Genomic DNA, 13,558 nt, shown 5'->3' on the forward strand with positions numbered 1-13,558 from the left:
CGGCCGGCGGCGCGCCGGCCGGCGGCCAGCGCCTCCAGCCCGGCGCCGGCGGCCGCGGCGACCGCCGCTCCCCCGCTGCCCCAGACGGCGGCGGTGGAGGTGAAGACCACGAACTCGTCGACCGGCCGGTCGGCACAGGCCCGGTCGAGCAGCTCCACCTCGGCGGTGCGGGCGGCCACGGCGTGGGCCAGCTCGCGCGGGTCCAGCGCCGCGACCGGGTCGCCGGCCCCGTCGGAGTCGGCGACGTGCAGCACGGTACGGACCCCGGTGCCGGCGGCGGCCAGCCGGTCCAGCGCCTCGGGCAGCCCGTCGAGGTCCTCGACGACGGTGACGGCCACGTCCCGGTCCACCGTGGCGGCGGACGCCACGGGACCGACGAGGAGGAGGTGGGCCGCGCCGCGGTCGGCCAGCCACCGCAGCAGGTGCGGCGCGCGCACCGCCGCGGCCCCGTGCACCAGGACCGCGCCCCGGGGCCGCCAGTCCGCGTCCGCGGCGCCGGCCGGGGCGCGCGACAGCCGCCGCGCGTACACCCCGCCGGAGCGCACCGCCAGCTGGTCCTCGTCGCCGCCGGCCGCGACGAGCCGCGCGAGCACGGCGAGCGCGGCGTCGTCCGGCTCCGCCGGCAGGTCGACCAGGCCGCCCCACAGGCGCGGCTGTTCCAGCGCCAACACCCGGCCCAGGCCCCACAGGTACGCCCCGGCCATCCCGGGCGCGGGGTCGTCCGCGTCGACGGCCACCGCGCCGCGGGTCACGGTCCACACCGGCACGCCGCTCCCCGCGCTGCCGAGGGCCCGCACGAGCCCCGCCGTCGCGGCCAGCGCGGCCGTCCCGGTGGTCCCGGCCGGCTCCCCCGCCGCGAGCAGCGAGACCACGACCGACGGGCCGCCGACGGCGGGCAGGGCCCGGGTGAACTCGTCCGGATCGTCGCCCTCGCTCACGAGCACCGGGTGGAGGTTCTCGGCACGCAGCGCGGCCAGCACGGCCGTGGCGTCGGTGTCCGCCCCGGCCACCACCAGGCATGCACCGGCTGGCGCGCTGCCGGCGGCGGGCGGGTCGACGGTGACCCAGTCGGCGCGGTACCGCAGCGCGTCCAGCTCCGAGCCGCGACGCCGCCGGTCGCGGTAGGACGCCAGGGCGGGCAGCAGCTCGGCGAGCGCACCCTGCCGGTCGGCGTCGAGGCCGAGCACGGCGGCCAGCGCGCCCGGCCCGTCCTGGGCCACGGCGGCCCAGAACTCCTCGTCGTCGCCGGCGGCGGGAGCGGCGGGCTGGCCGAGGTCGACGGCGGGCGGGTCGGGCCAGTACCGCTCGTGGTGGAAGGCGTAGGTGGGCAGCTCCGTGCGCGCGGCGTCGCTGCCGGCGAAGAGGGCCGGCCAGTCCACCCCGGCGCCGCGCAGGTCGACGGCGACGAGCGCGGCGAGCAGGGTCGCCGGCTCCGGATGGTCCCGGCGGCCGAGCGGCACGAAGGCCGCCGGCTCGACGTCGGGCAGGCACTCGCGGGCCAGCGCGGTCAGGGCGCCGTCGGGGCCGAGTTCCAGGAAGGTCGACACACCGGCGGCGGCCAGGGTGGCGATCCCGTCGTGGAAGCGGACGGTGTCCCGGACGTGGTCGACCCAGTAGCCCGGGTCGGTGGCCTGGGCGGCGGTCAGCGGCTCACCGGTGCGGTCGGAGACGATCGACAGGGTCGGCGAATGCCAGGTGGCCTTCTCCGCGACGACCCGGAAGTCGGCCAGCATGGCGTCCATCCGGGCGGAGTGGAAGGCGTGGCTGACCCGCAGGCGGCGGGAGCGCCGGCCCTGCTCGGCCAGCCGTGCGCCGGCCGCGAGCACGGCGTCCTCGTCGCCGGAGAGCACCACCGACCGGGGGCCGTTCACGGCGGCCAACGCCACCCGGTCGTCGAGCAGCGCGGCCACCTCGGCCTCGGACGCCCGCACCGCCAGCATCGCCCCGCCGGCCGGCAGCTGCTGCATCAGCCGACCCCGGGCGGCCACCAGCGCCGCCGCGTCGGCCAGCGACAGCACACCGGCGACGTGCGCCGCGGCCAGCTCGCCGACCGAGTGCCCGAGCAGGAACTGCGGGCGCAGCCCCCACGCGGTGACCAGCCGGTAGGCGGCGACCTCGTAGGCGAACAGGGCCGGCTGGGTGAACTCGGTGCGGTCCAGCAGCGCCGCCTCGGGCGAGTCGGCCTCGGCGAAGACCACCTCCCGCAGCGGCCGGCCCAGGTGCCGGTCCAGTTCCCCGGCCACCTCGTCGAACGCGGCGGCGAACACCGGGAACCGGCGGCACAGCTCGGCGCCCATGCCGGGTCGCTGGGCGCCCTGGCCGGTGAAGAGGAACGCGACCTTGCCGGCCGGGCGGGCCACGCCGCGCACCACGCCGGAGGCGTCGCGCTCCTCGGCGACCGCGCGCAGGCCGGACAGCAGCGCGTCGCGGTCATCGCCGATCACGGCGGCCCGGTGCGGCAACGCCGCCCGGGTGGTCACCAGCGAGTACGCCACGTCGGCGGGGGCCAGCTCGGGGTGGGCGGCCAGGTGCTCCAGCAGTCGTCGGGCCTGCCCGGCCAGGGCCGGTGCCGACCGGGCGGAGACGATCCACGGGGTCGGCGGGGCGGGCGTACCGGCCGGCCGGACGCTGGCGGTGTCCGCCTCGGCGGCCTGCTCGATGATCACGTGCGCGTTGGTGCCGCTGATCCCGAACGCGGAGACGCCGGCCCGGCGCGGCTGACCGGTCTCCGGCCAGGGCTGCGCCCCGGTGAGCAGGGACACCGCCCCGGCCGACCAGTCGACGTGCGGGGTGGGCTCGTCCACGTGCAGGGTCGGCGGCAGCACCCCGTGCCGCATGGCCAGGACCATCTTCATCACCCCCGCGACGCCCGCCGCCGCCTGGGTGTGCCCGATGTTCGACTTCACCGACCCCAGCCACAACGGCCGGTCGGCGGAACGCTCCTTGCCGTACGTGGCCAGCAGCGCCTGCGCCTCGATGGGGTCGCCCAGCGTGGTGCCGGTGCCGTGCGCCTCGACGACGTCCACCTGCTCGGCGCTCAACCCCGCGTTGGTCAGGGCCTGCCGGATCACCCGCCGCTGCGACGGACCGTTCGGGGCGGTCAGCCCGCTGCTCGCCCCGTCCTGGTTGACGGCGCTGCCGCGTACCACGGCGAGGATCGGGTGGCCGTTGCGCCGGGCGTCGGAGAGCCGCTCGACGAGCAGCATCCCGGCCCCCTCGGACCAGCCGGTGCCGTCGGCGGCGGCGGCGAACGACTTGCACCGGCCGTCGGTGGACAGGCCGCGCTGGCGGGAGAACTCCACGAAGACGGTCGGGGTGGCCATCACCGACACCCCGCCGACCAGCGCCATGGTGCACTCGCCCAGCCGCAGCGCCTGGCAGGCGAGGTGCAGCGCGACCAGGGACGAGCTGCAGGCGGTGTCCACGGTGACCGCCGGCCCCTCCAGCCCCAGCGCGTACGAGATCCGGCCGCTGGCCACCGCGGCGGCGCTGCCGGTGCCGAGGTAGCCCTCGACGCCGCCGCTGACCCCGGTGAGCAGCGCGGCGTAGTCGCCCTGGCTGCTGGTCGCCGCGTACACGCCGGTGGGCGCGCCGCGCAGCGTGGTCGGGTCGATGCCGGCCCGCTCGAACGCCTCCCAGGCGGTCTCCAGCAGCAGTCGCTGCTGCGGGTCCATGGCGAGGGCCTCGCGCGGGCTGATGCCGAAGAAGGCGGGGTCGAAGTCCCCGGCGGAGTAGAGGAACCCGCCCTCCCGCACGTACGACGTGCCCCGGCTGTCGGGATCGGGGTCGGGGTTGTAGAGCGCGCCCAGGTTCCAGCCCCGGTCGTCGGGGAACGCCGACATCGCGTCGGTGCCGGCGGCGACCAGGTCCCACAACTGCTCCGGTGACCCGACGCCGCCGGGGAACCGGCAGCTCATGCCGATGATCGCCACCGGCTCGCTGAGCGCGGCGGTGAGCTGCTGGTTCTGCTGTTTGAGCTTCTGGTTGTCGAGCAGGGACGCGCGCAGCGCGCCGACGACCTCGTCCAGGGAAACAGTCATCGGGGACTCCTCAGGGCCGGCCGGGTCACGAGTCGGAGCCTTCCAGGGCCATCCGGACCAGGCCGGCGACGTCGAGTTCGCGGATCTGGGTCTCGGGTTCCGGCGACGCGGCCGGGGCGGCGGGCGCCACGGCCGACGGGCCGGCGCTCGTGCGGGCCAACTGGAGCAGCTGGTCGAGCAGACCCGCCTGCCGCAGCTCGTCGAGCGGGATCGCGGCGATGGCCCGACGCACCGACTCCTCGTCGCCGCCGTCGCCGGCGTCCCCGCCACCGTCGCCGAAGAGCTCCTCGTGCAGGTGCTCGGCCAGGCCGGCCGGGGTCGGATAGTCGAAGACGACCGTGGTGGGCAGGTCGTGCCCGGTCGCCGCGGTGAGCAGGTTGCGCAGCTCCACGGCGGTGAGCGAGTCGAAGCCGAGGTCCAGGAAGCCCCGGTCGGTCTCGATCACGTCGGCGGAGGGGTGGCCGAGCACCTTCGCCGCGTCGACCCGCACCATCTCCAGCAGCGCGGCCCGCCGCTCGTCGCCGGGCAGCGACCGCAACCCGGCGAGCAGGTCCCGCGCGACGGGTGCGGACGCGTCCGGCACGGCGGCGGGAGTGACGGCCAGCTCGCGTACGGCCGGCAGGTCGGCCAGCAGCGGGCTGGGCCGCAGCGAGGTGAACAGCGGCTGGAAGGTGGCCCAGTCGACGTCGGCGACGGTGACGCAGGTGTCGCCGGCGGCCAGGGCGTGCCGCAGCCCGGCCATCGCCACGCCCGGCGGCATCACCCGCAGGCCACGGCGGCGCAACTGCTCCGCCGCGCCCTCGGTGTACATGCCCGACTCCGTCCACGGCCCCCACGCGACGGACGTGGCCGGCAGGCCCCGGCCGCGTCGCCGCTCGGCGAGCGCGTCCAGGTAGGCGTTGCCGGCCGCGTACGCGCCCTGCCCACCGCTGCCCCACACCGCCGAGATGGACGAGAAGAGCACGAACGCGTCCAGTTCGGCGTCGTCGAGCAGCTCGTCGAGGTGCTCGGCGCCGGAGAGCTTCGGGGCGATGACGTACGCCAGGTCCTCCAGGGTGGTGTCGGCCAGCGGCACCACCTCGCTGACCCCGGCGGCGTGCACCACCGCGCGCAGCGGCGGCCCCTCCCGACGGAGCTCGGCCAGGAGCTCGGCCACCGCGTCGCGGTCGGCGGCGTCGCAGCGGGCGACCCGGCAGTCCACCCCGAGACCGGTCAGCTCGGCGAGCAGGTCGGTGGCGCCCGGCGTGTCGGTGCCGCGCCGGCTGGTCAGCACCACCCGTTGCGCGCCGGCGGCGGCCACCCAGCGGGCCACGTGCCCGCCGAGCGCGCCGGTGCCGCCGGTGATCAGCACCGTCCCCCGGGGCTGCCACGGCGCGGGGTCCCCGGCGGTGACGGCCGGTACGAGCCGCCGCACCAGCACCCCGGAGTCGCGGACGGCGAGCTGGTCCTCCACGCCGCCGCCGGTGAGGATGCCGCCGAGGCGCATCGCCGTCCAGGCCTCGAGGGCGACGGGCAGGTCGACCAGCCCGGCCCAGCGGGCGGGCTGCTCCAGCGCGGCCACCCGGCCCAGGCCCCACAGCATCGCCTGCCGGGGGTTGGCCGGGACGTCGCCGTCGCCGACGCCCACGGCGCCCTGGGTGACGCACCAGAGCCGGGCCGGGGCGTCGAGGTCGACGAGCTGCTGGAGCAGGTGCACGGTCGCGGCGAGGCCACGGGGCAGCGCCGGGTGCTCGGCGTGCGGGGCGTCGTCCAGGCCGAGGAAGGACAGGATCGACAGCGGTCCCTCGCCCGCGCCGAGCGCCTCGCTCAGCACGTCGGCGAACCCGCCGCACAGCTCGGCGGACTCGGCGGCGGTGTCCACGGGCACGATCGTCACCTCGGTGCCCAAAGCCCAGGTGCAGGAGTGCAGGTCGGGGTCGTCCGCCCGGTCGGCGGGCAGCAGCACCAGCCAGCGGCCGGGGTCCGCCTCCTGCGAGGTCTCCGCGAGGGGCTCCCAGACGACCCGGTACCGGCTGCCGTCCACCAGGGCCCGCTCCCGCCCGCGCCGTCGCCACGCGGACAGCGCGGGCAGCACGGTGCCGAACGGCTGGTCGCGGTGCACGTCCAGGTCGCGGGCCAGCGACTCGAGGTCCTCGGCCTCGACGGCGGCCCAGAAACGGCGCTCGACGTCGGTGCGGTCGTCCTCGGCCGCCAGGTCGGCCCAGGGCGGCGGCTCCGGCCAGTAGCGCTGCCGGTCGAACGTGTAGGTGGGCAGGTCGACCCGCTGCGCGCCGGTGCCCTCGTAGAGGGCGGACCAGTCCGGGGAGACGCCGTGGGTGTGCAGCGCGGCGAGCGCCCGCAGCAGGGTGGTCGGCTCGGAGCGGTCCCGGCGCAGGGCCGGCACGACCAGCGGGGCCCGGCCGCCGGCCGGGGCGTCCTCGGCCAGGACGGCCTGGGCGAGGGCGGTGAGCACCCCGTCCGGGCCGATCTCGACGTAGCCGGTGACGTTGCGCTCCCGCAGCGCCGTGACGGCGTCGGCGAAGCGTACGGCGTCGCGGGCGTGCCGCACCCAGTACCCGGGCGTGCCGATCTGCGTCGCGTCGACCGGCGCGCCGGTGACGGTGGAGATCATCGGGATGGTCGGGGCCGCGTACCGCAGTCGACCGGCGACGGCGGCCAGGTCGTCGAGCACCGGGTCCATCAGCGGGCTGTGGAACGCGTGGCTGACCGTGAGCCGTCGGATCCGTACGCCCCGGGCGGTCCACTCGGCGGCCAGTTCCTCGACGGCGTCGCCGGCCCCGGACACCACGACGGCGGCGGGGCCGTTGACTGCGGCGACGGAGACCCTCCCGGCGCGCTCGCCGAGCGCGGCGGTCACCTCGGCCTCGGTGGCGGCGATGGCGAGCATCGCCCCGCCGGCCGGCAGCGTCTGCATCAGCCGGCCCCGGGCGGCGACCAGCTCGGCGGCGTCGGCCAGGGAGAGCACCCCGGCGGCGTGCGCGGCGGCGAACTCGCCGATGGAGTGCCCGGCGACGGCGTCGGGGCGTACGCCCCACGCTTCGAGCAGCCGGAACAGCGCCACCTCCACGGCGAAGAGCGCCGGCTGGGTGAACTCGGTGCGGTCCAGCGCCTCGGCCTCGGGGGTGTCGGGCTCGGCGAAGAGCAGCGGCTTCAGCGGGCGGGGCAGGTGCGCGTCCAACGCGGCGCAGGCCTCGTCCAGGGCGGCGGCGAAGACCGGGAACGCCTCGGCCAGTTCGCGTCCCATCCCGGCCCGCTGGGCGCCCTGCCCGGAGAACAGGTACGCCACCTTCGGCCGGGACGCGGCCACGCCGGTGACCACCAGCGGCGAGTCCTCGCCGGCGCCGAGGGCGCGCAGTCCGGCGCCCAGCGCGATCCGGTCGGCGGCCAGCACGACGGCCCGGTGCTCCAGGGTGGCCCGGGAGACCGCCGACGACCAGCCGACGTCGACCGTGCGCGGGGACTCCAGCCCGGTGAGCTGGTCGGCCCAGCGGCCCGCCTGGGCGGCCAGCGCGACCGCGGTACGCCCCGACAACAGCACCGGCACCACCGGCAGCAGGGCGGGGTCGCCCGCCGGCTGCGCGGCGACGGGCGGCTCCGGGGCCTGCTCCAGGATGGTGTGCGCGTTGGTGCCGCTGATGCCGAAGGAGGAGACGGCGGCGCGGCGCGGGTGGTCGGTGACGGGCCACGGGCGGCCCTCGCCGAGCAGTTCGACCGCGCCGGCGGTCCAGTCCACCTGGTCGGTGGGCTCGTCGACGTGCAGGGTCTGCGGCAGGTAGCCGTGCCGCAGCGCCAGCACCATCTTGATGATCCCGGCGACCCCGGCGGCGGCCTGCGTGTGGCCGATGTTGGACTTGATCGAGCCGAGCCAGAGCGGCTGGTCGGCGGGCCGCTCCCGGCCGTACGTGGCGAGCAGGGCCTGCGCCTCGATCGGGTCGCCGAGCTTCGTGCCGGTGCCGTGCGCCTCGACGGCGTCCACGTCGGCCGGGGCGAGGCCGGCGTTGGCGAGCGCCTGCCGGATCACCCGCTGCTGCGACGGCCCGTTCGGCGCGGTGAGGCCGTTGGACGCGCCGTCCTGGTTCACGGCGCTGCCCCGGATCACCGCGAGCACGGGGTGGCCGTTGCGACGGGCGTCGGAGAGCCGCTCGACGAGCAGCAGGCCGAGGCCCTCACCCCAGCTGGTGCCGTCGGCGGCGGAGGCGAACGCCTTGACCCGGCTGTCGGGGGCCAGCCCCCGCTGCCGGCTGAAGCCGACGAACACCCCGGGGGTGGACATGACGGTGACGCCGCCGACGAGGGCGAGGGAGCACTCCGAGCGACGCAGCGCCTGGCAGGCCCAGTGCAGCGCGACCAGCGACGACGAGCAGGCGGTGTCCACCGAGACGGCGGGCCCCTCCAGCCCGAGGGTGTACGACACCCGGCCGGAGAGCACGCTGCCGGCGTTGCCGGTCATCAGGTGCCCCTCGGCGCCCTCGGCGCTGAACATGAGGTTGCGGTAGTCCTGGTAGTTGGTGCCGACGAAGACGCCGGTGGGGCTGCCGCGCAGCGCGTGCGGGTCGATCCCGGCCCGCTCGATGGCCTCCCAGGACGCCTCCAGCAGCAGCCGCTGCTGCGGGTCCATGGCCAGGGCCTCGCGGGGGCTGATGCCGAAGAAACCGGCGTCGAAGTCGGCGGCCCCGGTGACGAAGCCGCCCTCGCGGGCGTAGCTGGTGCCCTCCTTCTCCGGGTCGGAGTCGAAGAGCCGGTCGAGGTCCCAGCCGCGGTCGGTGGGGAACTCGCCGATCGCGTCGCCGCCGGCGGCGAGGAGCTGCCACAGCTGCTCCGGGGTGTCCGCCCCGCCCGGCAGTCGGCAGCTCATCGCCACGATGGCGATCGGCTCGTCGTCGTCGACCGGGGCGACCGGGCCGGGGGCGGGGGCGTCCGGGGCGACCCCGGTGAGCAGCTCGTCGAGGTGCGCGGCGAGCGCCGTCGGGTTCGGGTAGTCGAAGGCGAGCGTCGCGGGCAGCCGCAGGTCGGTGGCGGTGGCCAGGAAGTTGCGCATGTCCACGGCGGTGAGCGAGTCCAGGCCGAGGTCGCGGAAGGGCAGGGTGGCCGGGATGTCGTCGGCGGCGCCGTAGCCGAGCGCGGTCGCGGCGCACTGGCGGACCAGCTCCAGCAGCGTGGCGGCGCGCTCCGCCGGGGCGAGCGCGGCGAGCCGCCGGGCCAGCGCCGACGCCACGTCCGGCTCCTCCTCGGCGGCGTCCTGCGCGACGGGCCGCGTCGCCTCGCGCACCTCGGCGAGGTCGCCGAGCAGCGGGCTGGGCCGCACCAGGGTGAACGCGGGGGCGAAGCGGGCCCAGTCGATGTCGGCGATCACGGTGGTGGTCTCGCCGCGCCGCAGCGCCCGGGCGAGGGCCTCGACGGCCAGGTCCGGGTCCATGCCGACCATGCCGCCCCGGCGCAGCCGCTGCTGGGCGCGTTCGTTGTCGGCGGGCAGCCCGGCCCCGCGCCAGGCGCCCCACGCGACGGAGAGGGCGGGCAGGCCCTCGGCCCGGCGCCGCTCGGCGAGGGCGTCGAGGAACGCGTTCGCCGCCCCGTACGCGCCCTGCCCGGCGTTGCCGGTGGTGCCGGCGACCGAGGAGAAGAGCACGAAGGCGTCCAGGTCGAGGTCGCGGGTCAGCTCGTCCAGGTGCAGCGCGGCGGCGCACTTGGGCGCGGCGACGGTGTGCAGGCGCTGCGCGGTGGCGGTGTCCACGATCCCGTCGTCGAGGACGGCGGCGGTGTGCAGCACGGCGGTCACCGGGGCGTCGTCGGGCACGGCGGCCAGCAGGTCGGCCACCTGCGCCCGGTCCGCCACGTCGCAGCGGGCCAGGGTGACCCGTACGCCGAGGCCGGTCAGCTCCTCCTCCAGCTCGGTGGCGCCCGGGGCGTCCGGGCCGCGGCGGCTGGCCAGCAGGACGTGCGCGGCGCCGGAGCGGGCCGCCCAGCGGGCCAGGTGCCCGCCCAGCCCACCGGTGCCGCCGGTGATCAGCACGGTGCCGCGCGTCCGCCAGGTGTCCTCGGCGGCGGCCGGCTCGGGCTCGGTGATCCGGGCGAGTCGGCGGACGAAGACCCCGGATCCGCGCACGGCGAGCTGGTCCTCGGCGGCGCCGAACCGGTCCGCGCCGTCGTCGTCGCCGAACTGGTCCTCCTCGCCGCCGCTGGCGCCGAGCGCCGCGCAGAGCAGGGCGCCGGCCTGCGCGTCGAGGGTGTCCGGCAGGTCGAGCAGGCCGCCCCAGCGGGCGGGGTGTTCCAGGGCGACCGCGCGGCCGAGCCCCCAGACGGAGGCGGCGACGGGGCTCGGCGCCGGGTCGTCGGCGCAGGCCGCGACGGCTCCGCGGGTCGCGCACCACAGCGGCGCCTCGACGCCGAGCGTCCCGAGCGCCTGCACCAGCAGGGCGGTGCCCGAGACGGCCAGCGAGGTCGCCGGGTGCTCCGGGTGCGCCCGCTCGTCCAGTCCCAGCAACGAGAGCACGGCGACGGGCCCGTCCGGGTCGGTCAGCGCGGCGCCCAGCCGGTCGGCCAGCGCCGCCGGGTCGTCGGTGACGTCCAGTTCCACGGGCACGACGTCCGCGCCGAAGTTGCCCAGCGCCGCCAGCACGTCGGTGACCAGTGTGTCGTCGCGCAGCGCGGCGGGTACCGGGACGAGCCAGGTGCCGGCGAGCCAGGTCAGTGGCAGGTCGGGCACCGCTTGCCAGGTGACCCGGTAGCGCCACCGGTCGATGTCGGGCTCGCCGTCGGCCGCGGCGAGGAAGACCGGCGGCGCGGGCCAGTACCGGTGGTGGTCGAAGGCGTACGTGGGCAGGTCGACGGTGGCCGTGGCGGGCAGGACCCGCGTCAGGTCGACGGGCAGGCCGATGGCGTACGCGGTGGCGAGGTTGGTCAGCAGCCGGGTCGCGTCGTCGTCGCCGCGGCGCAGGCTGCCCAGGGTGTGCCCGGTGACGCCCGTGTCGTCGAGGATGGCCGTGACCGGCATCGCCAGCACGGGGTGGGGGCTGATCTCCACGAACGTGGTGTGCCCGGCGGCGACCGCCGTGCGTACCGCCGGCTCGAAGAGCACGGTGCGGCGCAGGTTGTCGTACCAGTAGTCGGCGGTCATCGAGGCGGGGTCGACCCAGTCGCCCGTCAGGGTGGAGACCAGGCGGGTGTGGCCGGCCCGCGGGGTGACGTCGGCCAGGTCCGCGCGCAGCTGCTCGGCGACCTCCTGCACCGCCGGCGAGTGCGACGCGTAGTCCACCGGGATCAACCGGGCCCGGACCCCCTCGGCCTGACACGCCTGCACCAGGTCGGCGACGTGCTGCGGCGGGCCGGACACCACGACGGTGGACGGACTGTTGACCGCCGCCACCCCGACGCCCGGGAAGGCCGGCAGGCGCTCGGCGACCGCGTCGGCCGACAGGTCCACCGACGCCATCGTGCCGGTGCCGCGCAGCACGGCCAGGGCGCGCGAGCGCAGCGCCACCGTCCGCGCCGCGTCCTCCAGCGTCAGGATGCCCGCCACGCACGCGGCACCGATCTCGCCCTGCGAGTGGCCGATCACGGCGGCCGGGGACACCCCCGCGTGCTGCCACACGGCCGCCAACGCGACGCCGACGGCCCACAGCACCGGCTGCACGACCTCGACGCGCTCCAGCCACGACTCGTCGTCTCCGGTCAGCACCGACACGAGGTCCACGTCCAGGTACGGCGCCAGGGCCCGCTGGCACTCCGCCAGCTTCGCGTCGAACACCGGCGTACGACCCACCAGCCCGGCCGCCATCCGCGCCGACTGCGCACCCTGACCCGGGAACACGAAGACGGGGCCCGCGCCGGGGCTCGACGCCACACCGGTGACCACGTGTGCGGCCGGCCGGCCGGCCGCGAGGGCGTCCAGACCGGCCAACAGCTCGTCGGCGGTCGAGGCGACCACGGCGGCGCGGTGGTCGAACGTCGACCGGGTGGTGGCCAGCGACCAGCCGACCGCCGCCGGGGCGAGGTCGCCGCGCTCGCGCACGTGCCGCGCGACCCGGGCGGCCTGCCCCGCCAGCGCGCCCTTCGTGCGCGCCGACACCGGCCAGAGCAGCGCGTCGGCGGCGACCAGGCCGGGGGTGGAGTCGGCCGGGCGTCCCTCGGCCGGCTCGTCCGGCTGCTCGATGATCACGTGGGCGTTGGTGCCGGAGATGCCGAACGAGGAGACGGCGCCGCGCCGCACCCGGCCCGTCTCGGGCCACGGTCGCGCCTCGGTGGCCAGTTCCACCGCGCCGGCCGTCCAGTCGATGTGCGGAGACGGCGCGTCGACGTGCAGCGTCGCCGGGACGAGGCCGTGCCGGATGGCGAGCACCAACTTGATCACGCCCGCCACACCCGCGGCGGCCTGGGCGTGGCCGATGTTCGACTTCACCGAGCCCAGCAGCAGCGGCGGGGCCTCGCCACGGTCCTGCCCGTACGTGGCGATGAGCGCCTGCGCCTCGATCGGGTCGCCCAGCTTGGTGCCGGTGCCGTGCGCCTCCACGACGTCGACGTCGGCGGTGGACAGCCGGGCCGAGGCGAGGGCCTGGCTGATCACCCGCTGCTGCGCCGGCCCGTTCGGGGCGGTCAGCCCGTTCGACGCGCCGTCCTGGTTGACGGCGGAGCCGCGTACCACCGCCAGGACCTGGTGGCCGTTGCGGCGGGCGTCCGACAGCCGCTCGACCAGCAGCCAGCCGACGCCCTCGGAGAACCCGGCGCCGTCGGCGGCGGCGGCGAACGACCGGCACCGCCCGTCCGGGGAGAGGGCGCGCTGCCGGCTGGATCCGATGTAGAGCCCCGGGGTGGCCATCACGGTCACGCCGCCGGCCAGCGCCAGGTCGCACTCCCCCGCCCGCAGCGCCTGCACCGCGAGGTGCAGCGCCACCAGCGACGACGAGCAGGCCGTGTCGATAGAGACGGCCGGCCCTTCCAGGCCGAGGGTGTACGACACCCGGCCCGACGCGACGGCCGCCGCCCCCCCGGTCATCGAGTGCCCCTCGTCGCCGTCCGGCGACACCATCAGCAGGGTGCCGTAGTCCTGCCCGTTGGTGCCGACGAACACCCCGGTGCGGCTGCCGCGCAGCGAGGCCGGGTCGATCCCGGCGGCCTCGACCGCCTCCCAGGACGTCTCCAGCAGCAGCCGCTGCTGCGGGTCCATGGTCAGCGCCTCGCGGGGCGAGATGCCGAAGAAGGCGGAGTCGAAGTCCCCGGCCCCGTCGACGAACCCGCCCTCGCGGGCGTACGAGGTGCCCGGGTGGTCGGGATCGGGGTGGTAGAGGCGCTCCAGGTCCCAGCCCCGGTCGTCGGGGAAGGGGGCGACCGCGTCCCGACCGTCCCGCAACAGCTCCCACAGGTCGTCGGGGTTGCGCACCCCGCCCGGCAACCGGCAGCTCATCGCCACGATCGCCACCGGCTCCAGTTCCTGGGACTGCGCCTCACTGAGCCGGCGGCGGGTGTCGTGGAGATCCGCCATGACCCGCTTGAGGTAGTCGCGGAGCTTGTCTTCGTTGGCCATC

General features: G+C 77.0%; 2 protein-coding genes. Both read right to left on the reverse strand.

Annotated features, from left to right (window positions below; all coding sequences use genetic code 11):
* On the reverse strand, positions 1-4,040 hold a 4,040-nt coding region (locus tag V6U77_RS24775; protein WP_334609076.1), incomplete at its 3' end, for a type I polyketide synthase.
* A 25-nt stretch (positions 4,041-4,065) separates the two neighbouring features.
* A complete protein-coding gene (locus tag V6U77_RS24780; protein WP_334609077.1) occupies positions 4,066-13,557 on the reverse strand; it encodes a type I polyketide synthase in 9,492 nt (3,163 codons plus the stop codon).
* Position 13,558: the final 1 nt, after the last annotated feature.

This window comes from Micromonospora sp. CPCC 205546, assembly GCF_036902715.1.
Taxonomy (GTDB): Bacteria; Actinomycetota; Actinomycetes; order Mycobacteriales; family Micromonosporaceae; genus Micromonospora.